This window comes from Micromonospora peucetia (assembly GCF_900091625.1).
GTDB lineage: Bacteria > Actinomycetota > Actinomycetes > Mycobacteriales > Micromonosporaceae > Micromonospora > Micromonospora peucetia.
Map to the genome: position 1 here is coordinate 4,987,020 of NZ_FMIC01000002.1, position 24,528 is coordinate 5,011,547.

A 24,528-nucleotide genomic window follows, 5' to 3' on the forward strand; every position below is an offset into this window, starting at 1 on the left:
AGCGATCGGCAGATGCGAGGCGCCGGGGCGGGTGCCCCTCGCGGATGCCGCCTGCTGAGTTGTCGAGCCTGGTATGCGCGGGCTTGGGCACCACCCGACACGACCGGACGGTCGGATGCTGTCGCCATGTTGTGGGATGGGACACAATGGAGGGCTCGCACGGCGGACTGCGACCGGGAGGGCCGAGTTGGGTCAGGACGACGAGACCAGCAGCAACCCGCCGGTGTCGGGGTCGGCGGCTCCCGCCCGCGCGTCGAGATCCCGGCAGTTGCGCCTGGCGGCCCTGCTGCTCCTGCTGGTGGTGGTCGTGACGGCCACGGTCCGGGTGATCGTGGCCAGCGGCCCACCCACCTGGGACGAGTTGCGCGAGCGGGCCGGGCTGACCAACCGGGACAGGTTGATCATCGGAGTGAAGGACGACCAGCCGGGCGTGGCGCAGAAGCTGGAGAACGGCGCGTTCGAGGGCTTCGACATCGACATCGCGTACATGATCGCCCAGGACCTGGGCTTCGACGCCCCGGAGGTGACGCTGCTGTCGATCGAGAGCGAGGACCGGGCCCGCCGGCAGGCGCGCGACGCCAACGGTAGCTTCGTCACGGTCGACCTGGTGATCGCCTCCTACAGCATCACCGAGCAGCGCCGGGAGCAGGGTGTGGTCTTCTCCTTCCCCTATCTGGAGACCGAGCAGTCGGTGCTGACGCTCGCGTCCGACCCCCGGCAGGTCGCCAGCCTGCGCGACCTCGACAAGGCGAAGGTCTGCACGCTGGGTACGTCCACCTCGGAACAGCGCCTGCGTGAGGCGGGCGCGAGCCCGATCGGCCGCAACCGGATCGGCCAGTGTGTCCAGGCGCTCTACGACGGTGAGGTCGACGCGGTCACCACCGACGCGGCGATCCTGGCCGGCTTCGTGGGCCCGCGCCCGCCGGGAGAGCTACCGCCGGCGACGAAGCTGCTGCGGCGCAAGGAGCTGCGGCACTGGGACATCGGCGCGGAGGCGGCGGAGAAGTGGGGCGTGAACACCGGCCCCAACCCGGCGATGCGAGACCTGGTCAACCTCTCCCTCTACCAGTCCGCGAAGGGCCCCGACGGCGACCGGTGGAAGGCGGCATTCGACCGTTACCTTGCCTCGGAGCAGCAGTACAGCAACCCGCAGCAGGTGGCGGTCGGCCGGCAGCCGGAGCCCGAGGAGACGGTGGAGGTGCGGCAGTGGCCGTGGGAGAGATGGGCCCTGCCGTCTCCGAGTCGACCGCGGTCGGGCGGGCCGACCCTCGTCCGGGCACGAAGCAGGCGCGACAGGCGCAGCAGTGGCTGCTGACGCTGCTGCCCACGTTCCCGGTGCTGCTGCTGGTGCTGCGGCTATGGCAGCTCAGCCGGCAGGACATGCCGACGATGCTGCTGCTGGTGCAGTACGTCAGCCCGCTCGGGCTGCTCAGCGCCCTGCTGATCGCACTGGTGTGGGCGTTCCCGCTCGTCGTGCTGGTGCTGACCGTCCTCGGCCGGCTGCTCCAGGTCAGCGCGCCTGACCGGTTCGACCCGGAACGCTCGCTGCTCGCCTACGGCACCGTGCGTACGCCCGGCTGGGTCCTGGTTGCGGCGATCGCACTGGCGACGCTCACCTGGCAGCTGCGGTTCCTGCCGCTGCTGGTGATGCTCGCCCTCTGGCTGCTGGCGCTGCGGACCCGGCTGCGTCACCCGGACCGCCCCCGGCGGCTGCTCGTCACCGGGCTGGTGCTGCCCGTCGTGGCGGCGGCTGCGAGCTACGCCTGGCTGGCGCCCGCCGTGCCAGCCGCGATCCGCGGCGGTGAGCTGGCCACGGCACTGCTGCTGGTCGTGCCGCCGTTGGGGGCAGTGGTGCTCACCGGACCGGTGCCGCGCCCGGTCGCCCCGGCGCTGACCCACACCCTCTCCTACGTGGTGGCCGCGGTGGTGCCGCTGGTGATGGGGGTGGTCTTCCTGCGGGTGCCGCTGCTGCCCGCCGTCGCCGTCGAGGTCGGCCCGGAGGCGGGCCCGGTCCGGGAGGTGGTACGCGGTCAGGCGGTCACCGTGACCGACCGGATGACGATCGTGCTCGACGGGCGGGGCGAGGTGCGCTTCCTGCCCAACGACCGGGTACGCGGGCAACTCCTCTGCCCCGACCCGGGGCGGATCCCGGTCAGCCGGGTGGACGTCTACGGCTGGCAGGTGGAGGAGACGGCGCTGGACTGGATGATCCCCCGGCAGCCGGTGGGGCGGACGGACCCGCGCTGCCTCGGCCGGCTGCCGTCCCCCGAGCCCACCGACCCGAGCCCACCGGATCCCGCCGTGTCGGCCATGCCGCCGTCACCGGCGGCTCGCTGACGGCCGACCCGACTTGAGGTGGCGGCCCAACTCCCGGGCGATCTCCCGCTCGGCGTCCCGCTCGGCCAGCGCCTGCCGCTTGTCGTACGACTTCCGTCCCTTGGCCAGAGCCAGCTCGACCTTCGCCCAGCCGCCCGAGAAGTACATCGACAGCGGCACCAGGGTCAGCCCGCCCTCGCGGGTCCGCTCCAGGATCCGGGCGATCTCCACCCGGCGCAGCAGCAGCTTGCGGGTGCGCCGGGGCGCGTGGTTGGTCCAGCTGCCGAAGCCGTACTCGGCGATGTGCAGCCCGTACAACATCAGCTCGCCGTCGCGTTCCTGGGCGAACGCGTCGACCAGCGACGCCCGGCCCTCGCGCAACGACTTGACCTCGGTGCCGGCCAGCACGATGCCCGCCTCGTAGGTCTTGAGGATCGTGTAGTCGTGCCGCGCCTTCTTGTTGGAGGCGATCAGCTTGCGCTCGGTCTGCCGGGCCGCGTTCACCCGGTCGAGGATATCGGGCGCCGGCCGGCCACCCGTCGCGCCGGGCTCGCCGCGCCGGCCGCCTCCTCGGCCAGGCCGGCGACCAGCCGGTCGACCGCCGGCGGGCGGTGCCGACCGCCGACGGTGGCCGCGTAGACCCGACGGGCCGGCGCGTCGTCGGCGTGTAGGCGCAGCAGCACCAGGTCGGCCGGGGCGGCCCGGACCGCCAGCGCCGGCACCAGCGCGACCCCGAGGCCGGCGGCCACGCAGCCCAGCTTGCCGGTCCAGTCGGCGGCGACGATGTCCGTGCGGGGCCGGAAGCCGGGCGGCATGGTGGCGCGCATCAGCGGGTCCTCGCCGCCGGCCGATCCGGCGATGAACGGGTCGTCGGCCAACTCGGCCAGGCGCACCGTGCGGCGCCGGGCCAGCCGGTGGTCCCGGGCCACCGCGACGAGCAGGCGCTCGTCGAGCAGGTGGCGCAGGTCGAAGCGCCCGGTGTCCAGCGGCCGGTCTGCGGGCGCGCTCACCACGGCGACGTCGGCGTCGCCGGCGAGCAACCGCTCCAGCAGGTCGGGCGTGCGGCCCTCCACCACCGAAAGGGCCACCCGGGGGTACGCGGCGCGGAACGCGGCCAGCGCGCGGGGCACGAGGGCGGCCATCGCGGTCGGGAACGCCCCCACCCGAAGCCGGCCGCCGCCGAGCCCACGCAGCGCGTCCAGGTCCCGATGGGCGGTGGTCAACCGGTCCAGCACCGCCTCGGCGTGCGGCAGCAGGCACCGCCCCGGCTCGGTCAGCGCGACGCCGCGCGGGAGCCGGTCGAAGAGGGCCACGCCCAGGTCGGCCTCCAGCGCCGCGATCTGGCGGGAGACCGCCGACTGGGTGTAGCGCAGCTCGCGGGCGGCGGCGGTGATCGAGCCGTGCCGGGCCACCGTACGGAACACGTCGAGGGCGAGCGGCTGCATCCCCGGAGCGTACGCCCGCCATGCGGGAATCGTATGGCTGCCATCGGAAGGATTCGTTGGTCGCATGGCGGTGCCCGACCTACGGTTTCCCGCATGACAGAGATCGCCGTACTCGGCGCGGGTCGGATGGGGGCGTCGATCGCCCTGCGCCTGCTCGACGCCGGTCACCAGGTGGCGGTGTGGAACCGCACCGCCGCCCGCGCCGCCCCGCTCGGGCAGGCCGGTGCCCGGGTGGCCCGGACCCCGGCCGACGCCGCCCGCCACGCCGAGGTCACCGTCACGATGCTCACCGACGCCGCCGCCGTGCAGGCGGTGCTGTTCGGGCCGGACGGAGCCGTGCCGGCCCTGCCGCCCGACGCCTGCCTGGTGGAGATGTCCACCATCGGCCCGACCGCCGTCCGCGACCTCGCGACGCGCCTGCCCGCCACCGTGAGCCTCGTCGACGCCCCGGTCGGCGGGAGCGTGGCCGCCGCCCGCGCCGGCCGGCTGCGGGTGTTCGCCGGCGGCACCGACGTCGCCGTCGCACGGGTCACCCCCGTCCTGGCGGCACTCGGCGACGTACGCCACTGCGGCGGCACCGGCAGCGGGGCCGCGCTGAAGCTCGTGCTCAACACGGCGTTGCTCGTCGCCGTCGCCGGGCTCGCCGACACCCTGGCGGTCGCCCGCGCCGTCGGCGTCGACCCGGCCACCGCCCTCGACGCGCTGGTCGGTGGCCCGCTCGGCGGCGTGCTCGCGCGGGCCGCCGCCCCCGGCGCCGACTTCCCGGTCGCGCTCGCCGGCAAGGACCTCGACCTGGTCCGGGACGCGCTCGGCGCCGCCCCGGCCCCGCTGGTCCGGGCGGCCCGGACCGTGCTGGCCGCCGCCGAGGACCCGACCGCCGACATCGCCACCCTCGTACCCCTGGAGACTCCGTGAAGCTCACCCTCGACAACCCGCCGACCGTCGCCGCACCGTTCGGCGACCGGTTCGCCCACGTGGCCCGCCTCGACCTGCCCGGCGGCGGCCTGCTCATGCTCGCCGGTCAGGTGGCCGTCGACGACGACGGCCACCTGACCGGCACGGGCGACATCGTTGCGCAGTCCGAACGGATCTTCGAGATCATCGTGGGGGTGCTGTCCGGCCACGGCGCAGGCTTGGCGGACGTGCTGCACATCCGGACGTTCATGACCGACCTCGCCGACCTGCCCGGCTATGCCGCCGTCCGGCGTCGGCTCTTCACCGCCACGCCCCCGCCCGCCAGCACGACGGTAGAGGTGAACCGGCTCTTCCTGCCCGGTGCCCTGATCGAGGTGGAGGTGACCGCCGCCGTCACCACCGCCTGAGCGACGCCCGTCGGCCGGGCACCCGCACCTCTCCCGGTGCCGTGCCGGCCCACCGAATCCGGTGGCGCCGGCCGCACCACGCGAGGCAGACTCCGCCGATGGATCATCGGGCGATGGTGCGGCTGAGCAAGCGGATGTCCCTGGCGTTGCGGCACCAGCCGGACCGGTTCGGCCTCGTGCCCGACCGGGCCGGCTGGGTGTCGGTCGACGCCCTGCTCGCCGCGCTGCGGATCGACCACGCCGACCTGGACGCCGTGGTGGCCGGCAACGACAAGCAGCGCTTCGCCGTGGAACGCGGTGCCGACGGCGTGGAACGGATCCGGGCCAGCCAGGGGCACTCGATCCCGGTTGACCTGGGGCTCGTGCCGAGCCCGCCGCCGGTGTGGCTCTACCACGGCACCAGCCGCGTCGCGCTCGACTCGATCCGGGCCACCGGCCTGCACCGGGCCGGCCGGCACCACGTACACCTGTCGCCGGACGTGGCGACCGCCCGGCGGGTCGGTGCCCGGCGGGAGGGCGAGCTGGTGGTGTTGACTGTGGACGCGGCGGCGATGGCCCGCGACGGGCATGCCTTCTACCGCAGCGCCAACGGGGTCTGGCTCACCGACGCGGTGCCCGCCCGCTACCTGACGGGCTGAGCCGGGCCGCTCAGCCCGCGGGCCGGGCGAGGAAGTCGGCGAGCACCCGGGTGTGGGTGGAGAAGGCCAGCTCCGTCGGCTCGGTGAGCACCAGCCACTCGGTGGCCTCCGCGGTCGGTGCCGACGGCGGCATGGCCTCCGTCCTCCGCTCGGGCAGCTCGCCGAAGACCATCATCGTGCCGCCGGCCGGGGCGCCGTGCACCGCGAGGAGTTGGGCGTCGGCGGCGTCGGCACGCAGGCCGGTCTCCTCCCACAGCTCTCGGACCAGCGCTTCCTGCCACTCCTCGCCGTACTCGATGAAGCCGCCCGGCAGCGCGAGCTGGCCGCGGGCCGGCTCGATGTCGCGGCGGACGACGACCACGCCGAGGCCCCGGGCCGTGCGGACCGGCAGCACCGCCACCGCGACGGGCAGCGGGTTGCGCCAGACCGTCTGGCCGCAGGCCGCGCAGCCCCGCGGCCACCCGGCCGCCGTCGGGTAGGCGGCGCCGCAGTAGGAGCAGTGGGAGTATGCCTCGGCGGTCATGCCGCAGCACGTTACCCGGCCCGGGGGCCGGCGCGAAGGGCGTCGCGGGCCTCCATCAGGGCGAAGCCGAGCAGGTTCGCACCTCGCCAGCGCGCCGGATCGTCCGCGCGTGGGTCGTCGGCGGCCAGGCCGATGCCCCAGACGCGGTCGACGGGGCTGGCCTCCACGAGCACCCGCTCACCGGTGCCCAGCAGGAAAGCCCGCAGGTCGTCGTGCTGGCCGAACTTGGCGACGCTGCCCGCCACCACGATGTCGTGACGCCGGGCCTCCCAGGTCGCCTGGTCGAAGCCGGGCACCTGGCGGCCGAGCGACTTGGCGCGGTGTGGGTGCCCTGACGCCAGGATCCGCCCGGCGATGTCGGTGTCGCCGAACAGCATCGCCTTGTGCCACATCATCCAGTGCTCGGCGGTGGCGTACGTCCGCTCGCCGTCGCTGAACGGGGCCGGCCACCACTGGCTCAGGCAGCCGGGCCCGACGCTGCCGTCGCGTTGCGGCTGGTGACCCCAGAAATGTAGGTAGCGGATCTTCCTGCCGGTGCGGGCGGCGGCGACGAGTTCGTCGACGGATCGTGGGGACATGGCGGCGAGTCTGCCCGAGGGGACCGACGGAACGCCGCGTATTTCCGGGCCGGAGCCGGCCCCCGGCCGGCCCCGGCGTTCCCGTCCGGGGTCAGGCCGTCGGCGTGCCGGTGTAGAAGGCGGTGGTGCGCTCCACGGCGGCCCGGGCGTCCCCCGCGGCGGTGCCGTCGGCGACGCTCGCCTCGCCCCACCGCTCGCTGCTCGCCGTCATGAACTGCCGGCCCTGCTCGGAGACGGTCCAGGCGCCGCTCTCTTCCGGCGTGATCCCGCTGCCGTCGGCGGCGAGGTGTGAGGCCAGGCCGAGCAGCCCCAGGTCCCAGCCGACCCCGAGCGCACCCGGGCCGAACTGGTCCCAGCGTTCCTGGTCGACGTGCGCGACGTGCTCCAGCTCGAACCGGGTCCGGCCGTCCTCGACCGGCGTCAGCCGGACCTCGATCCAGCTCACCTCGCCGCCGTACTCCCAGGTGGCGGCGAAGCTCTTCGGCGGGTCGCAGCGCTCGACGGTGCCGCCGGCGTTGCCCTCCAGTTGGTAGCGGCCGTGCAGCCGCAGGTCGCCGGAGACCGGCATGAACCAGCGCGGGATCCGCTCCGCGTTGGTGCAGGCGTCCCAGACGTCCTCCAGTGGCGCGTCGTACGTCTGGCTGATGGTCATCACCCGGGCCTCGCCGGCCTCCAGCACCCGCCGGCCGAGCTGGCGGCGTACGGCGTTGATCTGTTCGGTCGCTTCGATCATGGGTCGCTCCTGTGGTCGGTCGTGTCGTCGGTCGCGGCCGGCTGCTCACACAGCCGCCGTTCGCGCCTGCCTCGGGCCAACTCGGTGGCGAGGGCGTGCAGGGGCGGCGTCCAGAACCGGCGGAAGTGGTCGAGCCAGCGGTCGACCTCCCGCAGCGGCCCGGGATCGACGGCGTAGAGACGCCGGGTCCCCTCCGCCCGGACGGTGGCGAAGCCGTTGTCCCGCAGCACCCTCAGGTGCTGGGAGACGGCCGGCTGGGAGATCCCGAACTCCCGCCGGATCACGTCGCACAGCCCGCCGGCGGTCATCTCACCATCGGTGAGCAGTTCGAGGATGCGGCGCCGCACCGGGTCACCGAGTACGTCGAAGGCGTGCACCGCATCTTTATATCAGTCTGTACTTATCTAAGCGAGCCGTGATGTGACCCGGCGTGGCCCCGGTACGCGAAACCGTCGGGGATACGACTCTTCGCGGGGTCCGTGCGAAGATCGCACGACGCTACCCTGGCATCGACGGACCTATAATTTCCGTACGGTCGTGGAACCCGTGAGCGGAGGCGGGAGTGCCACTCTTCTTCCTGAGCTACGCCCACGAGGACAACCGCAACGGTCAGGTGCAGGAGTTCTTCGGCGACCTCAGCGAGGCGGTGGCCCGGCTGGCCGGCGTGGGGTGGGACGAGGCGGGATTCGTCGACGGGCAGATGCCACTCGGCGCGACCTGGTCGCACGAGCTCGCCGACGCGCTCGCCACCAGCTCCTGCCTGGTGGCGCTGACCTCCCCCCGCTACGTGGTGAGTGACTACTGCGGACGCGAGTTCCGGGTCTTCGCCGACCGGGTGGACGCGCACGAACGGGAGTTCCGCCGCCGTCCCCCCGCGGTGCTGCCGATCCGCTGGATTCCCTGCGACCGCATGCCCGAGGTGCTGACCGGCTTCCAGCACAAGAACTTCCCAGCCGGCGCGGTGTACGCCCAGGACGGGCTGCTCACCCTCAAGCAGCGCCGCCGGCACCACGACGACTACCAGGACTTCGTCGACGCGCTGGCCAAGCACATCGTGCAGACCGACCGCGACCAGCGGCTGGCCCGCCCCGCCCGGCGCCCGGTGCTCGCCGAGATCACCAGCGCCTTCGAGGCGCCGCGCCGGCGGCCGGCGGCCGGTGTGCCCGCCGCCCGGGTGCCCCGCGCGACCAGCGCCCGGCACGTCTGGTTCGTCCTGGCCGCCGGCAGCTCGGCGGAGCTGGCCGACACCCGGCCCGGGGCGGAGGACCGTTACGGCACGCTGGCCCGGGACTGGCGGCCGTACCGCCCCGAGCTGGAGGCGCCGATCGGCAGCTACGCCGGGGCCATCGCCACCACCAAGAGCTACGGCTGGACGGTGGAGGACGCCGCGGACCTCACCGAGGTGCGGGAGTGGGCCCGGGCGCACAACCAGATCGTCGTGCTCGTGGTGGACGTCTGGTCGGCCGGCCTGCCGCGCTACGAGCTGACCCTGGTCGGCTACGACCGCGACCCCGACACCACCACCCCGGTGCTGGTGCCCTGGACGGCCGCCGACGACGCGGCGGCCGACGGCAACCAGCGGATGTGGGAGACCCTGGCCCGCGTTCTCTCGCACCACGTGGTGCGCAACGATCCCGCGATGTGGCGACCGGAGATCACCACCGCGGGCCATTTCCACGCCGAGCTGGAGGACGCGCTCGTCGTGGCCCAGAGCCGGATCTACCGTACGGGCACGGTCTACCAGGAGCCGCCGTCGGACGGCTCGGTGCACCGCCCGATCCTGGAAGGTCCCTGATGGAGGCGGGCAGCCGATGGTGGTGAACGACGCGGCACGCGGGCAGATCGTCACGTTCTACTCGTACAAGGGCGGCACAGGGCGCACGATGGCGCTGGCCAACGTCGCCTGGATCCTGGCCAGCCAGGGGCTCCAGGTGCTCGTGGTGGACTGGGACCTGGAATCACCCGGCCTGCACCGCTACTTCCACCCGTTCCTGCGCGACTCCGAGCTGCGGGCCACCCCCGGCGTCATCGAGATGATCTGGGATTACTCGATGGCCACCATGCAGCGCAACCCCGCCGACGATCCCCAGGAGCTGCTCGCCGGGCACGCCAAGATCCAGCGGCGGGCGGTCTCGCTGAACTGGGAGTTCCCGCACGGCGGCGTGATCGACTTCGTGGCGGCGGGCCAGCAGGACTCGGCGTACTCGCGGTTGGTGAGCACCTTCGACTGGTCGAACTTCTACGAACGCCAGGGCGGGGCGGCCTTCTTCGACGCGGTCCGCGCCCAGATGCGGGCCGAGTACGACATCGTGCTGATCGACAGCCGGACGGGCCTGAGCGACGTCGCCGGCATCTGCACCGTTCAGCTGCCCGACACCGTCGTCAACTGCTTCAGCATGTCGACGCAGAGCATCCGGGGCGCGGCGGCCGTGGCCCGGTCGATCCGCGCCCAGCGCGCGGACGACCCGCCGCTGCTGGTGCCGGTGCCGACCCGGGTGGAGGACGCCGAGCTGCGTAAGCTGGAGACCGGCCGGGACCTGGTCCGGGCCGAGTTCGCGTCATTCCTCGACCACCTCTCCGAGGCCGCGCGGGCCCGCTACTGGAACACCATCGAGGTGCCCTACCGCACGTTCTACGCCTACGAGGAGATCCTCGCCGCGTTCGGCGACCGCCCGGAGCAGACCGGCACCCTGCTGGCGGCGTACGAGCAGCTCGCGTCGGTGGTGACCGGCGGCCGGGTCACCCGGCTGGAGCCGATGCCGGAGGAGGACCGGCGCCGGTCGCTGACCGCGTTCGAGCGGTCCCGGCTCACCGCCGAGCAGACCGTGCTGGTCGGCTACGCCTCGATGGACCGGCTCTGGGCGGAGTGGATCAGCGACCAGCTCGAGGAGGCCGGCCTGCGGGTGGACCGGCGCGCGGTCGACGTGCCGGTCCGCACGGGTGGCCGGGCCGAGTTCGACCGGGCGCTCACCGCGGCCAGCCGGGTGCTGGTGGTGCTGACCCGGCACTTCGCGGCCACCCCGCTCGCCGGGGAGGCGTGGAAGGTCGCCGCCAGCCGGGACCAGATCGCCGGCACCGGCGTCCTGGTGCCGTTGCGGGTCGACGAGTCCCGGCTCGCCCTGCCCTACACCGACCGCACCCCGGTCGACCTCGCCGACGCCGACGCCGGCACCGCCCGGACCCTGCTGCTCGAGGAGGTCGGCGCACCCGCGCACGCGGTGACCGGTCGGGCGGTCGGCCGGTTCCCCACAACGTTCCCCGGCGTGTGGAACGTACGCCAGCACGGCACCACCTTCGTCGGCCGGGCGGCGCAACTGGAGGCGTTGCGCGACCGGCTGACCGCCTCGCCCGCCTCCGGCGTGCAGGTGATCCACGGTCTGGGCGGGGTCGGCAAGACCCAGCTCGCCGCCGAGTACGCGCTGCGCTTCGCCCGCGACTACGACGTGGTCTGGTGGATCCCCGCCGACAGCGAGGAGCGGATCCGCGGCGGGCTGGCCGACCTCGCCGAGGCGATGGGGCTCGGGGCCGGCGGCGGCGGCGAGGCGGTCCGGCGGGTGCTCGACGCGCTGCGCCGGGGCGGCCCCGGCCGACGCTGGTTGATCATCATGGACAACGCCGACGAGCCGTCCCGGGCCACCCGGGCGCTGATCCCGCAGGGCCAGGGGCACATCCTGCTCACCACCCGCGACCAGAGCTGGAGTGAGTACGCCACCGCCACCGAGCTGACCGTCTTCGACCGGCGGGAGAGCGTCCAACTGCTGCGCGAGCGTGTCCGCGGCCTCACCGAGGACGAGGCGACCCAGGTCGCGGAGAAACTCGGCGACCTGCCGCTGGCGGTCGAGCAGGGCGCGGCCTACCTGCGGGCCACGGCGCTGCCGGTGGCGCAGTACCTCGCGTCGCTGGACACCCCCGGCCTGCTGCGCATCCTGGAGGGCCGGCAGTCGGCCGGCTACTCCAAGGCCCTCGCCGCGACCTGGCTGGTGACCCTGCGCCAGTTGCGGCAGGAGAAGCCGGCCGCCGCGCGCCTGCTGGAGCTGTGCTCGTACTACGCCCCCGAACCGATCCCGGTCGCGATGCTCACCGGCGAGCGGTTCGCCGTCTTCATGGCCCCGTTCGATCCCACCCTCACCGACCCGATCCTGCAAGGGCTGGTCACCGCGGAGCTGGGCCGTTACGGCCTCGCCCAGGTCGACGCGGAGAACAACACCATCCGCATCCACCGGCTGGTGCAGCTGGTCATCAAGGACCAGCTCGACGACCCGGCCGAGACCCGCCGGCAGGCCCAACTGCTGCTCGCCGCCGCCAGTCCCCGCGACCCGGACAAGCCGGCCAACTGGCCGCGCTACGCCGAGCTGTGGCCGCACGTACGCCCCTCGGCGCTGCACGAGTCGACAGCCGAGGAGGCCCGCCAGCTCGTCGCCGACACGGTGCGCTACCTCTACCGGCGCGGCGACTACGAGACCGCGCGCTCGCTGGCCGAGGACGCGCTGGAGCGCTGGCGCGACACCGACGACGACGACCCGACCGCGCTGCGGATGCGGTTCCACCTGGCCAACGTCCTTCGGGCGCAGAGCCTCTTCGACCGGGCGTTCGAGATCGACCAGGACGTCTACGACCGGCAGCGCAGGATCTTCGGCGAGCAGCACCTCTACACCCTGATGACGGCCCGCAGCCTCGGCGCCGACCTGCGCGCCCAGGGCCGCTACCACGACGCCGAGCAGCGCGACCGGCGCACCCTGGAGCTGAGCATCCGCAGCTTCGGCGACGACAGCGGGCGGACCCTCACCGCCGAGAACAACCTCGCCGTCTCGCTGCGCCTGGTCGGGCACTTCCGCGAGGCGGCCCAGCTCGACCAGCACATCTACGAGCGGCGCCGGGAACGCTTCGGCGAGGAGGACCCGTCCACCCTCGCCTCGGCCAGCAACTACGGTCGGGGGCTGCGCGACACCGGGGAGCTGTGGCGCTCGCACAGCGTCCTGCAACGCACCTCCGCCACCCAGCAGAAGGTCATCGGCCCCGACCACCCGGAGACCCTGCGTACCGCCAAGGAGCTGGCGCTGACCCTGCGCCAGCTCGGCCGCTTCGCCGACGCCCACCGCGTGCTGGAACGCACGGTGGTGCGTTACCAGCGCACCCTCGGCGGCGACCACGCCGACACCCTCTCCTGCGAGATGGCGCTGGCCACCACCTGGTCGGCGGTGGGCGACAACCCGACCGCGCTGCGGATGGCGCGACGGCTGCGCGACGGCTACACCGAGGTGCTCGGCGCCGACCACGCGATCACCCTGGCCTGCCTCAACAACCTCGGCGTGTTCCTGCGCAAGGCCGGCGAGCACCCGCAGTCCCGGGACCTCGCCCAGCGGGTCCGCGACCTCCTCCTGGCCAGTCTCGGCGAGCGGCACCCGCACACCCTGCTCGCCACGCTCAACCTCGCCAACGACCTGTTCGCCCTCGGCGAGCGGGACGCCGCCCTGCTGCTGGACACCACCGCGTACGTCGAGCTGACTCGGGCGCTCGGCGCCGACCACCCGGACACCGTGTCGGCGTCGGTCAACCTGGCGGCCAGCAGGATGGCCACGGAGAGCGAGGCGGACGCCGGCCGCGCCCTCTACGACGACGCGTTCGGCCAGTTGGTGCAGCTGTTCGGCGGCGACAACCCACGGGTGGTCCAGGCCCGCCAGCGGGACCGGTTCAACGGCTACATCGAGCCCGCCTTGCTCTGACCCGGCCGGTCAGGCGGGTGTCGGGCCGCGCGGGGAGGACCGGCCGGCACCGGCCGGTCGCCGGGTCGGCGCTAGGCGGGGCCGCCGGCCAGCCAGGTCGCGACCGCCACCGGGTCGGCCCCGGGCAGCCGGTGGCACAGCGCCCGGACCAGGTCCGGGCGGGTGGTGAGCACCCGGGCGGCGGCGGTACGCCCCAGCCGCCCGGCGGCCAGCGCGACCCCGACCAGCGCGTCGGTGTCCCCGGGGTCCCCGGTGAGCCGGCGACTGTAGCCGGCCAGGGCGGCCGGCGCGTCACCCGTGGCGTACGCGCGGTCAGCCTCGTCCAGGTGGAGTGCCGCATCTCCGGTCCGGGACGGAACCGGGTCGACGCCGGGACGCGCACTCCGCCGGTCCGCCGTACCCAGCAACCGGCGCCGCACCGCCGCCTCCGGCCCGGTGTCGCCGGTCAGCGCGGGCCGGGCCGCGCCGGGCACGACGGCGGGCGGGGTGACCGGCGGTGGACTGCGCCGACCCCGTCGCCACGCGTGCGCCGTCTCGTCCACGTCGTCGTCGACCGGGGCCAGGTTGGCCAGCGCCCAGCGCACCGCCCCGCCGTCCGCGACGTCCCGGGCCGCCGCCTCGACCGGCCCGTCGCCGTCGGCTCCCCAGCCGCGCAGGGTGCCGGCCATGCCCGTCACGAACGCCCGCCCGTCGTCGGTCAGCTCGGCGCTGCCGGCCAGCTGGGTCACCGCCCGCGCGGTCTGCTCCCGCCAGTACGCGTACTCGAACGCGCTGCGCACCCCCTCGTGCCGCCGGCAGCGCCACACCTCGGCCACCCCGAGGTGCGCGTACGTGCCCTGGAGCAGCGCGCCGACCGGGCGTGGGTCCCACCGCCAGGGTGCCCGGTAGCGGGCCGGCCCGCCCGGCGCGTGCAGCGGCAGCAGGTCCAGCAGCGCGCCCAGCTTGGTGTGCTGCAACTCGTGCACCAGCAGCAGCGCGAGGGTCTCCGGGTCGGCCGGCACGGAGACCGCGATCGCGCCCAGCGCCGCCCGGCTGGTCGCGCTGACCGGGTGCCCGGACGGTGGCGGCGTCAGCGGCACCAGCGAACGCAGCAGCGCGGCCAGCCCTCGGGCGTGCGCGGGCAGCCGTGCGGTCAGCCAGTGCCACGCCCGCCCGGTCAGCCGGTCGAGCCGGGCCGCCGCCGCGTCGTCGAGCCGGGCCGTCGGCGGCTGGTGGTACCGGTGCCGGTACGGATCCTGGTCGTCGACGAGCACCTCGGCCGGGGGCGTGTCCCGGAAAGCGGTGATCCGGCGGGACGGCAGCCAGGGCCGGGCCGGGCCGGGACCGTCGCCCGGCCCGCCCGTCGAGGCGTACACGGCGCCGGCCGGCCCGTGCACCGACAGCCCCGGCGGCGCGACGCCGTCAGGTGCCGGCCGGCCGTCGTACCGTCCTCCGACGCCGCGCACCACCGCGAGACCGGCGCCGAGCCCGACCGCGCCGCCCACCGTGGGCAGCAGCAGCGCGCCCCCGGGGCAGGGCACGGTGAGTGTGAAGGGCAGACCCGCGCGGACGGCTGCGGCAACCGCCAGCCCGGCCAGGTAGCCCGCGTCGGGGTGGCCGCGAAGCGCGGTCGTGGCCCAGCCGGTGACCGGCGGATGGGCCAGGACGTGGGCGACCGCCGCCGGGTCCGCCCGCTCGGCGCGGGTCAGCAGGGCGAGGCACTCCCGCACCGACGGCCCGTCCCCACCGGCGCGCGCGGCGGCGACGGTCAGCAGCCGCCGCCGTCCGAGCTGCCCGGCGCGCAGCACCTTCAGGGTCGCGTCGTCGCCGTGTCCGGCGGCCAGGCCGGCGAGCTGGGCGGGGGAGAGCACCACCGCTCACCGCCGCTGCTGGGTGGACAGGGCGCGGCGGCGCAGGGCGTCGACGTCCGTGGCCACCACCCGTTGCACGTGCCGGATCAGCCGGTAGAGGTCGGGGCAGTAGACCGACGGGTGTGCGAATCCGGCGCCGGCGCGGAAGCGGTGCGCGTAGAGGCCACCGCCGCAGGCGCTGAGCACCGGGCAGGCCCGGCACTCGGCGGCCAGGGCCTCCGGGCCGGTGGGTCGGCCGGCCAGCGACGGATGCCGCAACGCCTCTTCGAAGGAGTGCCGGAAGACGTCGAGGCCGGTACGCATCGACGCGTCGTCGGTCGTCTTGAGGGTGTCGGTGCCCTCGATGGTGCCGTCGGTCTCGATCGTCATGATGTCCGGCTCGGCGAAGCCCAGCGCCCGGGTGCCGCTGCGACCGCCGAGCACCAGCGCGATCAGCGACTCGAACAGCCGGATCCCGGTCCGCCGAGGGGTGGTGGAGTACCAGCGGTCGAAGACGGCCACCAGCCAGTCGCCGTACGGGGTCTCGGCGCCGCCGGGTCTGCGTCGGGGCGGGGGAGTGGTCCAGTTGCCGTGCGGCAGCAGCAGGTCCAGCCGGGGTGGGGCGAACGCGAGCAGCGACTCGTAGACCCGCAGCGGGTCGTTGGCCAGGTCGATCGTGCAGAGCAGCCCCGCCCAGCGCGACCGGTGCTCCGGGCGGGCGAGCAGCCGCAGCGCGGCGGCCACGTCGGCGAAGCTGCCCCGCCCGTCTGGGTAGCGGCGGTGCCGGTCGTTGGCGGCCTGGTCACCGTCGAGGCTCACCCCGACGTCGATGTCGTGCCGGTGGCACAGCGCCAGGAACTCCTCGTCCAGCAGTACGCCGTTGGTCTGCACGCCGACGTCGAGCAGCGCGCCCGGGGGCAGCGCCGCGCGCAGGGTGTGGATGGTCCGGTCGAGCACCGCCGGACCGGCCAGCAGCGGCTCGCCACCGTGCAGCACGACGCGTACCCGGTCGAGCCGGTGTCGCGCCAGGTGCTCGCCGAGGCGCCGCGCGACCTGGGCCACGGTGTCCGGGGCGATCAGCCGGGGCCGCTCCCGCCACCGCTGGTCCGCGTGCCGGTAGACGTAGCAGTGGTCGCACGCCAGGTTGCACCGGCTGTGCACCTTGAGCACGAGTTGCCGCACCCGGGGTGGCGGCGGCGCGCCGCTTCCGGCGGCCGGCGACGTACCGGCTTCCGGGACGGGCCCGCAGTGCTCCGCGGCCGGTTCCGAGGGGTCGTGGCGGGTCGACGGGTGGGCGTGACCAGGGTGCGGCGGGGCGGCCGACGTCGGGGCGCCGGCGGACACGTCAGAAGCTCGACTCGAACGCCGACACGTCGAGCTGCCGCCCCGGCTCGTCGCCGGCCACGAGCGCGCCGAGCACGTGGGCCAGCACGCTGTCACCGGCGCCGGCGAGCAGATCGGCCAGCGGTATGTCCCCCAGCCGCACCAGGGCGTGGCCCGCCTCCACGGGCGGGTGCGGCAGCTCGCTCTCAGCCACGGTGGACCGGCCGGCGATCGTGGATCCTGCCGCGCGTCATCGCTGCGCTCACCCCGCCTTTTCTACACCATCGGGAGCCGACCGCGACGGCCCGACACCGCAGCCCGCGCCGCGGCCGTCGGCACCGGGGGCAGCCCCGTCCGGTCGGCCGGCGGTCCGGATCCCCGGTGGCGGTGACGGCCCGCCCGACGTCGTGTGACGGCAGGTCGCGGGCCCGGGCGGCCAGGATCGCGATGACCGGTGACATCCCGCCTCCCGTCCGCGTCGGTGTCCGAAGCATAGGGGCGGGGCGACGTCCCGAGCGACCGCCGTCCGTAAACCCGACTCACGGTCGTGTCGTACCCGTGGTCCATGATCCTTGTCGTCACAGCGACGCCGGCGAGGTTTCCGGCGTCCGGATCGTCATGGCTGGCGCCGGCAGCGGCGGACGGGAGGTCGGACAGTGGCTGACGCGGAACGGACCGCGTGGCGACGGCGCAGCACGGTGCGGGTGATGCCGCCCGCGCGGCCCCGCAAGCTGGCCAAGGTGCCCTTCGTGGAGTTGGCCGACGGGCGGTTGCAGGGGGTGGTCTCCAGCGGGTCGGACGTCGACCGGGTCTACGTGTCGTCGATCGCCTCCGGCACCCACGCCTACCACTGCAGCACCAACAACAACCGCCCCTGCGGCGGGCTGCGCGGCGCGCCGTGCAAGCACCTGCACGCCCTGGCCGAGGAGGCCCTGCTGCAGTACGGCGCCGACCGGGTCGCCCGCTACCTGCGGGTCGACGTCGGCGCCGGGGCGGACACCGCCGGGAAGTTGCTCGCGGCCCTGGACGCGCGGCACGAGCCGACCCCCGCCGCCGTGGTGTTCAGCCGCTTCCTGCGCCACCTGTCCTACCTGGAACTGCCGGGCAGCGCGGTCCCCCTGCCCGAGCTGCACTGGTTCCCGGCCACCGGGGCGGGCCGCTGATGATCGGCACGCAGCTCGCCGTCCTGCGCGACGGCGCCCCGACCGGCCTGACCGACGTCCTCGACCTGGTCGGCGGCCTCGACGACGCCCTGGTCGGCGGCCTGGCCCGGGTGGGTGAGGCCGACGCGGCCGCGCTGGCGGCCCTGGCCGGCGCGCTGGCCGCCACCCCGCTCGGTGACCGGGTGGCCGAGGCGGCCGGCAAGGTGACCGCCGGCTCGGTGCTCGAGGAGCACCTCCTCGCCCTCGCCGGCGCCCGGTGCGCGCTGCTCGGCGCCACCCACGACGCGCTGCTCGGGCAGCTCGACACCGCGCTGGGCCGGGCCCGCGCCCCCTGGACCCCGGGCACCGTCGATCCGCCGGGTGCGGGGTCTCCGGCTCGCGCCGGAGCCCGCGCCTGGCTGCACGAGGTGGCGGTGACCGGGTGGGGCGGCGTCGACCACGAGCTGGTGGCCGGGGCGGGGGCACCGATCGAGGCCGCCCTCGCCGAGCCTGGCCTGCGTCGGCTGGCGGTGCTGCTCGACGGGCTCGCCGCCGAGCTGCGGGCCTGCGTGCCGGTCGCCACGATGGCGCAGCCGCCGGTCCGGCGTTGGGCCGACCTCTGGGCCCGGGGTGTGCTGCTGGCCCAGGACGCGACGGCGGCATCCGTCCCGACGGCGGTCGAGGAGGTCTCCGGGCGGCTGCTCGTGCTGGGTGTCGACGTGCACGAGCACGACACCGCCGTGCAGGCGCAGCTGCACGCGATTCTCGAGCCGGCCGACGGCGGGCCGTCCCGGCTGGTCCGTTGCGCGGTCGGCGCGGTCAAGGTGGAGACGATCGTCGGGCCGGCGCTGTGGCGCCTGCTGGACGCCCACCCCGTGCTGCTGGCCGCGCTGGCCGAACGGCGCGGCCTGATGGTCACCGGTCTGCCGCTGCACGGCGCGGACCTGCTCTGGCACGACGACCGGGTACGCCTCGGCGAGCCGGCCGATCCGTTCGCCACCGCCCGGGTCCTGTTGCCGACGGCGGTCGCGGCGGCGTCGGCCCCCCTGGACCGGCACCCCGTCGGGATCGCCGAGCCCGTGCTGGTGGAGGGCTACACCGTAGGCGACGACGACGGCGCGATGACCTTCGCTTTCGGCGGCCAGCCGATTGCCGTCGCGGTCGACCGGCTGCCCTCCTGCGGCCCGCTCACCCCCGACCTGGTGGCGGCCTCCTCCGCGTGTCTCGGCCTGGTCCGGTGGGACGACGGTCGGTGGCTGCTGCAACCCCTGGCGGTGCGGGCCACCGTCAAACGCCGGCCGGTCGACGCGCACACCGGCGACTGGGCGGCCGGGGTCACCGACCCGAAGGTCGCCAAGGCCGAGGCCAGGGCGGGCGACGCCGTGGCGGTGCTGCGCGAGCGCGCGGGACGGTTGCTGCGCCGATGACCGACTCGCCGAACCCCGTGGACCTCGCCGCCGCCAACCGCCGCCAGGTGCTCTACTGGCGGCTGCTGGCCCGGCTCTTCGACCCCGACGAGCAGCCCACCCTGGAGGCAGCCAGCATGGAGGTCGTCGACGACCTCGGCCTGCCGGCTGCCCTGCTGGATCCGGCGGTGTCGGTGGACACCGTCGTCCAGCGCTTCCCGGCCATCGCCGACGAGCTGCGTGGCCTGCTTCGACCGGCGCCCGACGGCGCGGGTCACCCGGCCACCGACGCGGACCCCTCGCCCGCCGGCCCGACCGTCGTGCCGGCACCTGGCTCCGCTGCGGTGCCGGCACCTGGCTCCGTCGCCGTGCCGGCACCTGGCTCCGTCGCCGTGCCGGAGGACACCGGCGGATCCCCCGCCGCAGCCGTCCCGGGATGCGATCCCGCCGCCGGGTCCGACGGTGACGAGGCGCCGCCCGCGCCGGGCACCGCCGAGGTACGCCGCGCGGCCCTGGTGTCGAAGTTGCTGCTCAACGTGTTCGCCACCGGCCACGGGGCGGTCGACGCCGGCCAACTGGCCCGGTGGCAGTCCGACGCCGGCTGGTTCGAGCAGGCGCTCGGGACGGAACCCGGCGGGCTGCGCCGGCAGGGCGGCGCCGGCCTGGGCGCGGTGCTGGCCGGCCTCGAGGGCGACCTGGTCCGCCGGATGCACCTGCGGGAGGTGTTGGCCGATCCGGTGCTGGCCAGTCGGCTGACACCGAGCATGTCGCTCATCGAGCAGTTGCTGCGGGACAAGGCGAATCTCTCCGGGGTGGCCCTGGCCAACGCCAAGGCGCTGATCCGCCGGTTCGTCGACGAGGTCGCCGAGGTGCTACGCACCCAGGTCGAGCAGACCAGCGTCGGCGTCGTCGACCGGTCCGTGCCGCCCAAGCGGGTGTTCCGCAATCTCGACCTCGACCGCACCATCTGGCAGAACCTGACCAACTGGAGCCCGGAGGACGAGCGCCTCTACGTCGACCGGCTCTACTACCGGCAGACCGCCCGCCGGGTCACCCCGGCCCGGCTGATCGTGGTGGTGGACCAGTCGGGCTCGATGGTCGACTCGATGGTCAACTGCACGATCCTCGCGTCGATCTTCGCCGGCCTGCCCAAGGTGGACGTGCACCTGATCGCGTACGACACGCGGGCGCTGGACCTCACGCCGTGGGTGCACGACCCGTTCGAGGTGTTGCTGCGTACCAAGCTGGGCGGCGGCAACGACGGCCCGGTCGCGATGGCGCTGGCCCGCCCCAAGATCGTCGAACCGAGGAACACGGTCATGGTGTGGATCTCGGACTTCTACGAGTTCGACCGCTCCCAGCCGTTGTTCGACGGCATCGAGGCGGTGCACCGCTCCGGGGTGCGATTCATCCCGGTCGGCTCGGTCAACAGCTCCGGTCAGCAGAGCGTCAACCCCTGGTTCCGGCAACGCCTCAAGGACCTGGGCACGCCGGTGATCTCCGGTCACATCCGCAAACTCGTCTTCGAGCTCAAGAGCTTCCTCACCTAGGAGAACGAACCCCTCATGTCCGAGATGCTGCGTGCCCCCGCCGAGGTCAAGTACGCCGACGAACTCGACTTCCTGGAGTCGGTCGACACCGACCCGAAGCCGTTCTCGTGGCGGCTGAGCCCGCGGATGGTCCGATTGTTCATCCTCGGCTCGGAGCGGGCCGACGGGCTCGACCGGGAGATCCCGCAGAAGTGGTTCGGCGACCGCACGTTCGTCGAACGCAGCATCGTGACCCTGGCGTCGGACCGGGGCCTGCTGCTGATCGGCGATCCGGGCACCGGCAAGAGCTGGCTGGCGGAACTGCTGTCCGCCGCCGTCTGCCGCAACTCGACCCTGGTGGTCCAGGGCACCGCCGGCACCACCGAGGACCACATCAAGTATTCGTGGAACGTCTCCATGGTCATCGCCCGGGGCCAGTCCCGGGAGTCGATGATCCCCTCGCCGATCATGACCGCGATGGAGCAGGGGACCATCGGCCGGTTCGAGGAGCTGACCCGTTCCACCAGCGACGTGCAGGACGCGCTGATCTCGATCCTGTCGGAGAAGTACGTCTCCGTCCCGGAGCTGGACCACGACAACATCGTCTTCGCCAGGCCCGGCTTCTCGATCATCGCCACCGCGAACAGCCGGGACCGGGGCGTGAACGACCTCTCCTCGGCGCTCAAGCGGCGGTTCAACTTCGTCCGGATCCCCGTGGTGACCAACAAGCGCAGCGAGGCGGAGATTGTCCGCTTCCGCACCGAGGAGCTGCTGCGCCGGCACCAGATCACGCTGGACGTGCCACCCACCCTGCTGGACATCCTGTTGCAGAGTTTCGCCGACCTGCGCGCCGCCGCCTCCTCGGCGACCAGCGACGACGAGAAGCTGGAGTCGGCGCTGTCCACCGCCGAGCAGATCGGCGTCCTGGAGGACGCCATCCTGCACAGCCAGTTCTTCGGCGACCGCACCCTGCGGGCCGCGACGCTGGCCGGGTCGCTGGTGGGCTCGCTGGCCCGGCGCAGCCCGGAGGACCTGGCGATCCTCAACAAGTACCTGCACGGGGTCGTGGAGCCGCGGGCCAAGCAGGACGGCGGCGGTTGGGAGGGCTTCCTCGACGGTGGCCGCCAGGCGATCGCCTCCCTGTCGTGACCGCCCCCACCAGCAGCGCGCCGAGACCGACCACCGCGAACGCCACGTCTACGGACGGACCGTTCGGCGCGCTGCGCGAGCAGCTCACCGCCGCCGCCAGTGCCTTCGCCAGCAGCTCGGGCGCTGTCGCGGAGATCCTCGCCGGCATCGTCGACGACGTCGACCGCGCCCTCGGCGAGGAGCTGGAGATCTTCCCGGTCTGCCACCACTCGCCGGCGTCCGCGCTGGCCATGGTCCGCAGGCTGCGCGCCAAGCAGCCGAAGGTGATCTACCTGGAGCTCTGCGAGGATCTTCAGCCGCTCCTGGGTGAGCTGCGCAACTGCCGCCTGCCGGTGGCCGTGCAGGCGTTCGCCTCGCAGCTGGACGGCTTCCCGGCCGACTGGGGGCCGCTCAGCGTGGTCGCGCCGATCACCGAGGCCAGCGCCGAATACCAGGCCATCGCGTACGCGCTGGAGACGCCGGGCGTCGAGCTGGTGCTGGTGGACCGCTCGACCGACCACGTCTTCCAGTGGTCGCCACGCCGCCCTGACGACGCCGACGAGGCCCCGGCCGGCGAGGACGTCGAGGCTGCCGCGCCGGCGGGGGAGGAGGCGGCCCTGCACGGCGACGCGGTCGGGGTGGAGATCGGCGACCTGCGGCCCCGCTTCGCGGAGCTGGAGGCCTACCTGCTGCACCACGGCAAGGTCCGGCACTGGTCGGAGTGGTGGGACCAGTACGTCGAGCAGCCGCTGGCCGACGCCGACCACGACACCTACCGGCAGGTGATGGTGCTGATCGGCAGCCTGTTCCGGCGGCTGCGCCCGGCCGGGTCGGACCGGCAGGACCGCGACGAGGACCGCGAGCGCTACATGTGGACCCGGATCCGCGAGCACCTCGCCAGCTCGGGTGCCGACCCGTCGGAGTGCCTGCACGTCTGCGGGGCCTTCCACGCGGCCAGCCGCGTCGAGCAGTTCGGGCTGGCCGCCGACGCCCCGTTCGAGATCAGCCCGCGCACCGGCACCCGGTGGCACTACGGGCTCATCCCGTCCAGCCACTCCGCCATCGAGGCGCAGTTCGGTCTCGCCGCCGGCTCGGTGTCGATCGCCGCCGCGACCTGGACCAAGGCGGTCGCCCGCACCGGACTGACCCCGTTCCGGCTGGAGGGGCAGCGCGGCGGGCGCACCCGCACCGGTGGCCGCCGCCGCGCCACCCCGGCTCCCGCACCGGCTGCCCCGGTCGCCGACCGGCTCTCCGGATACCTGGCGCAGCCGCCGGCGACCCAGGGCCTGGACGAGGCGGAGCTGCGGGGCTGGTGCGTGGACATCGTCCGCCTCGCCCGGCGTAACGGATACCTGGCCAGCACCGCCGACGCGATCGCCGTCTTCGAGACCGCGATCCTCCTCGCCAGCCTGCGCAACCGGGCCCGCCCCACGCCGTACGACTTCGCCGACGCGGCGGTCACCTGCATCGAGAAGGACGTCGTCCCGGGCCGCCGGGACGTCCGCCGGCTCTGCGAGATCCTGTTCGGCGGCGACCGGGTCGGCCAGGTGGGCTACGAAGCGCTTCCGCCGCTCGCCCGCGACGTCCACGACCGGCTCGGCCCGCTCGGGCTGGACCTGGAGAAACGCACGATCCAGCGGGCCCTGGTGGACCTGCACGCCAACCCGGAGCTGGTGCCCTGCTCGGATCTGCTGTGGCGGCTGCGGCATCTGCTGCCCCGCGACGCGGTCCGGCCCATCATGGGCGAGCGCCGGTTGGGGCACCGCTCGATCCAGGAGAGCTGGGACCTCGCCCTCGGCCGCAGCCAGCGGGCGCTGATCGAGCTGGGTTACGAGGGGGTCACCGTCGAGCAGGTGCTGGAGCAGCGCCTGCGCCGGGCCGTCCGGGGCCCGGACGCGACCGCTTCGGTCGCGTTGGAGGCCGTCGAGGACGCCATCCGGCTGCTCGACAGCCCGCGCCTGGTCGACGAGCTCGGCGCCCGGGCGGTGGAGCTGCTCGCCGCCGAACGCACCGTCGACGAGGCCCCCGAGGTGCTGCGCCGGATCCGGCGGCTGCTCGCCCACCACCGCGCGACCGGGCCGCTGCCGGCCTGGTGCGAGGCGTTCGTGACCACCGGGTACGCGCACTACTGCACCCTGCTGCCCACCGCCTTCCTCGACGAGGACAGCGGCGTCCGTCAGGTCGGCGCCATGCTGGGCTTCCTGTTCGGCATGGAGAGCCTGGCGCTCTCCCTGGGCTGCGACCGGTCCCAGCTCGAACTCGCCGTCGCGCAGTCCCACCCGGAGACGCCGGCCAAGATGGCGCTGCTCTGGGCGGCCCGGCACCAACTGGGCCTGCTGCCCCTGGCCGAGTTGCGCGAGCGGTGTGCCACGTTGCTCGCCAACCCGCTGGTGGTGCCCGCCTTCCCGCAATATCTGAGCGGCTTCGTGCAGGCCCTTGAGCCGGTGCCGGGGCTCGCCCCGTTCGTCGTGGAGGTGATGTCGTCCGCGTTCGCCCGGCTACCCGACCCGGTCCTGCTGCCCTGGCTGCCCACACTGATCACCACCCTGCGCGCGCACGGCCCGGAACTGGTGCCGCTGCTGGTGCGGGAGGCGGGGCGTACGTTCCCCGGGTCGCTGCCCGCGCTGGACGCCTGGGTGCCGCCGTGGTCGGCGCCGGCGTCACCGCAGGCGGCGGTCCCCGTGGTCACGTCCGGGCCGGTGGCCGGCCTGCTGTCCGGCCATCCGGAGGCCGTGGACGCCGTCGCCGCGCTGCTGGGCTGCGGCGGCGGGTGGCGCGAGGAGGCCGCCACCGCGAGCGCCACCCCGCCGGAACTGACCACCCTGCTGTCCGCGCATCCGGAGACCGCCGATGCGGTGGCCGCGTTGCTGGCGGGCGAGCCGAGCTGACGGCG

Annotated in this window: 21 protein-coding genes and 1 pseudogene; 13 read left to right on the top strand and 9 right to left on the bottom strand. The window is 74.3% G+C overall.

The features are described from left to right. Nucleotides 1-187 precede the first annotated feature (187 nt). Nucleotides 188-1,315 (top strand): transporter substrate-binding domain-containing protein, encoded by a 1,128-nt coding sequence (locus GA0070608_RS22585; RefSeq protein WP_245715890.1) that lies wholly within the window; start codon nt 188-190, stop codon nt 1,313-1,315. Further along, a complete protein-coding gene (locus tag GA0070608_RS22590; protein WP_245715891.1) occupies nt 1,207-2,337 on the top strand; it encodes a hypothetical protein in 1,131 nt (376 codons plus the stop codon). Before GA0070608_RS22585 ends, GA0070608_RS22590 begins: the two co-directional genes overlap by 109 nt. On the opposite strand, the gene smpB is transcribed toward GA0070608_RS22590, so the two are convergent. Then, nucleotides 2,320-2,820 (bottom strand): SsrA-binding protein SmpB, encoded by a 501-nt coding sequence (gene smpB / locus GA0070608_RS22595; protein ID WP_091630509.1) that lies wholly within the window; start codon nt 2,818-2,820, stop codon nt 2,320-2,322. The two genes, GA0070608_RS22590 and smpB, sit on opposite strands and share 18 nt — an antisense overlap. After that, nucleotides 2,817-3,761: a LysR family transcriptional regulator gene (locus GA0070608_RS22600; protein ID WP_091630510.1), complete on the bottom strand. Its 945-nt coding sequence runs from the start codon at nt 3,759-3,761 to the stop codon at nt 2,817-2,819. The genes smpB and GA0070608_RS22600 overlap by 4 nt, the downstream gene beginning before the upstream one ends. Nucleotides 3,762-3,854: 93 nt before the next feature. Here GA0070608_RS22600 and GA0070608_RS22605 point away from each other — a divergent pair, with 93 nt between their 5' ends. From GA0070608_RS22605 to GA0070608_RS22615, 3 genes are all read left to right on the top strand, one after another. After that, nucleotides 3,855-4,676, top strand: a complete 822-nt coding sequence (locus tag GA0070608_RS22605; protein WP_176733803.1) for an NAD(P)-dependent oxidoreductase — start codon at nt 3,855-3,857, stop codon at nt 4,674-4,676. Further along, nucleotides 4,673-5,083, top strand: a complete 411-nt coding sequence (locus tag GA0070608_RS22610; protein WP_091630512.1) for a RidA family protein — start codon at nt 4,673-4,675, stop codon at nt 5,081-5,083. The genes GA0070608_RS22605 and GA0070608_RS22610 overlap by 4 nt, the downstream gene beginning before the upstream one ends. A gap of 98 nt (nt 5,084-5,181) precedes the next feature. Further along, nucleotides 5,182-5,721, top strand: coding sequence for an RNA 2'-phosphotransferase (locus GA0070608_RS22615; RefSeq protein WP_091630513.1), 540 nt, complete (start codon nt 5,182-5,184; stop codon nt 5,719-5,721). A 10-nt stretch (nt 5,722-5,731) separates the two neighbouring features. Here GA0070608_RS22615 and GA0070608_RS22620 read toward each other — a convergent pair whose 3' ends face one another. The 4 genes from GA0070608_RS22620 to GA0070608_RS22635 form a co-directional block, all read right to left on the bottom strand. Next, complete coding sequence (locus GA0070608_RS22620; protein WP_091630514.1) at nt 5,732-6,244, bottom strand: NUDIX domain-containing protein; 513 nt, start codon at nt 6,242-6,244, stop codon at nt 5,732-5,734. A gap of 11 nt (nt 6,245-6,255) precedes the next feature. Then, complete coding sequence (locus tag GA0070608_RS22625; RefSeq protein ID WP_091630515.1) at nt 6,256-6,822, bottom strand: riboflavin biosynthesis intermediates N-glycosidase; 567 nt, start codon at nt 6,820-6,822, stop codon at nt 6,256-6,258. A 91-nt stretch (nt 6,823-6,913) separates the two neighbouring features. Further along, nucleotides 6,914-7,555, bottom strand: a complete 642-nt coding sequence (locus tag GA0070608_RS22630) for an SRPBCC family protein (RefSeq protein WP_091630516.1) — start codon at nt 7,553-7,555, stop codon at nt 6,914-6,916. Beyond that, nucleotides 7,552-7,932 carry an ArsR/SmtB family transcription factor gene (locus GA0070608_RS22635; RefSeq protein ID WP_091630517.1) on the bottom strand — a complete coding sequence of 127 codons (381 nt, stop codon included), beginning with the start codon at nt 7,930-7,932 and terminating at the stop codon, nt 7,552-7,554. Before GA0070608_RS22635 ends, GA0070608_RS22630 begins: the two co-directional genes overlap by 4 nt. Nucleotides 7,933-8,117: 185 nt before the next feature. On the opposite strand from GA0070608_RS22635, the gene GA0070608_RS22640 reads away from it, so the two are divergent. Further along, complete coding sequence (locus GA0070608_RS22640) at nt 8,118-9,350, top strand: TIR-like protein FxsC (RefSeq protein ID WP_091630518.1); 1,233 nt, start codon at nt 8,118-8,120, stop codon at nt 9,348-9,350. Between the two features lie 16 nt (nt 9,351-9,366). Continuing rightward, on the top strand, nt 9,367-13,278 hold the full coding sequence (fxsT, locus tag GA0070608_RS22645; RefSeq protein ID WP_091630519.1) for an FxSxx-COOH system tetratricopeptide repeat protein: 3,912 nt from the start codon (nt 9,367-9,369) through the stop codon (nt 13,276-13,278). 71 nt (nt 13,279-13,349) lie between these two features. On the opposite strand, the gene GA0070608_RS22650 is transcribed toward fxsT, so the two are convergent. The 3 genes from GA0070608_RS22650 to fxsA form a co-directional block, all read right to left on the bottom strand. Next, nucleotides 13,350-15,131, bottom strand: a complete 1,782-nt coding sequence (locus GA0070608_RS22650) for an aKG-HExxH-type peptide beta-hydroxylase (protein ID WP_091630520.1) — start codon at nt 15,129-15,131, stop codon at nt 13,350-13,352. Nucleotides 15,132-15,134: 3 nt separating this feature from the next. Then, nucleotides 15,135-16,289: an FxsB family cyclophane-forming radical SAM/SPASM peptide maturase gene (locus GA0070608_RS22655; RefSeq protein WP_091635858.1), complete on the bottom strand. Its 1,155-nt coding sequence runs from the start codon at nt 16,287-16,289 to the stop codon at nt 15,135-15,137. 163 nt (nt 16,290-16,452) lie between these two features. Next, nucleotides 16,453-16,644 carry an FxSxx-COOH cyclophane-containing RiPP peptide gene (fxsA, locus tag GA0070608_RS22660; RefSeq protein ID WP_176733804.1) on the bottom strand — a complete coding sequence of 64 codons (192 nt, stop codon included), beginning with the start codon at nt 16,642-16,644 and terminating at the stop codon, nt 16,453-16,455. Between the two features lie 493 nt (nt 16,645-17,137). Here fxsA and GA0070608_RS22665 point away from each other — a divergent pair, with 493 nt between their 5' ends. The 6 genes and pseudogenes from GA0070608_RS22665 to GA0070608_RS22685 all read left to right on the top strand — a co-directional run bounded on the left by GA0070608_RS22665 (nt 17,138) and on the right by GA0070608_RS22685 (nt 24,523). Continuing rightward, nucleotides 17,138-17,593 carry a hypothetical protein gene (locus GA0070608_RS22665; RefSeq protein ID WP_091635861.1) on the top strand — a complete coding sequence of 152 codons (456 nt, stop codon included), beginning with the start codon at nt 17,138-17,140 and terminating at the stop codon, nt 17,591-17,593. Further along, nucleotides 17,593-18,999, top strand: a complete 1,407-nt coding sequence (locus tag GA0070608_RS22670) for a hypothetical protein (RefSeq protein WP_091630522.1) — start codon at nt 17,593-17,595, stop codon at nt 18,997-18,999. The genes GA0070608_RS22665 and GA0070608_RS22670 overlap by 1 nt, the downstream gene beginning before the upstream one ends. Then, nucleotides 18,996-19,229 (top strand): annotated as a pseudogene (locus GA0070608_RS34175) (VWA containing CoxE family protein); the annotation flags it as partial. The gene GA0070608_RS22670 and the pseudogene GA0070608_RS34175, both read left to right, overlap by 4 nt. A 93-nt stretch (nt 19,230-19,322) precedes the next feature. After that, the gene (locus GA0070608_RS22675; RefSeq protein WP_425413257.1) at nt 19,323-20,528 is read left to right on the top strand and encodes a VWA domain-containing protein; all 1,206 of its coding nucleotides are present in this window, start codon (nt 19,323-19,325) and stop codon (nt 20,526-20,528) included. Between the two features lie 15 nt (nt 20,529-20,543). Then, nucleotides 20,544-21,656, top strand: a complete 1,113-nt coding sequence (locus tag GA0070608_RS22680; protein ID WP_091630524.1) for an ATP-binding protein — start codon at nt 20,544-20,546, stop codon at nt 21,654-21,656. Then, on the top strand, nt 21,653-24,523 hold the full coding sequence (locus GA0070608_RS22685) for a DUF5682 family protein (protein WP_091630525.1): 2,871 nt from the start codon (nt 21,653-21,655) through the stop codon (nt 24,521-24,523). The genes GA0070608_RS22680 and GA0070608_RS22685 overlap by 4 nt, the downstream gene beginning before the upstream one ends. The last annotated feature ends 5 nt before the right edge of the window (nt 24,524-24,528 follow it).

Excerpts from the sequence above, each read along its gene's own strand:
- GA0070608_RS22600 (WP_091630510.1), bottom strand. The coding sequence starts at position 3,761 with ATGCAGCCGCTCGCCCTCGACGTGTTCCGTACGGTGGCCCGGCACGGC.
- GA0070608_RS22605 (WP_176733803.1), top strand. The coding sequence starts at position 3,855 with ATGACAGAGATCGCCGTACTCGGCGCGGGTCGGATGGGGGCGTCGATC.
- GA0070608_RS22615 (WP_091630513.1), top strand. The coding sequence starts at position 5,182 with ATGGATCATCGGGCGATGGTGCGGCTGAGCAAGCGGATGTCCCTGGCG.
- GA0070608_RS22620 (WP_091630514.1), bottom strand. The coding sequence starts at position 6,244 with ATGACCGCCGAGGCATACTCCCACTGCTCCTACTGCGGCGCCGCCTAC.
- GA0070608_RS22625 (WP_091630515.1), bottom strand. The coding sequence starts at position 6,822 with ATGTCCCCACGATCCGTCGACGAACTCGTCGCCGCCGCCCGCACCGGC.
- GA0070608_RS22630 (WP_091630516.1), bottom strand. The coding sequence starts at position 7,555 with ATGATCGAAGCGACCGAACAGATCAACGCCGTACGCCGCCAGCTCGGC.
- fxsT (WP_091630519.1), top strand. The coding sequence starts at position 9,367 with ATGGTGGTGAACGACGCGGCACGCGGGCAGATCGTCACGTTCTACTCG.
- GA0070608_RS22665 (WP_091635861.1), top strand. The coding sequence starts at position 17,138 with ATGCCGCCCGCGCGGCCCCGCAAGCTGGCCAAGGTGCCCTTCGTGGAG.
- GA0070608_RS22670 (WP_091630522.1), top strand. The coding sequence starts at position 17,593 with ATGATCGGCACGCAGCTCGCCGTCCTGCGCGACGGCGCCCCGACCGGC.
- GA0070608_RS22680 (WP_091630524.1), top strand. The coding sequence starts at position 20,544 with ATGTCCGAGATGCTGCGTGCCCCCGCCGAGGTCAAGTACGCCGACGAA.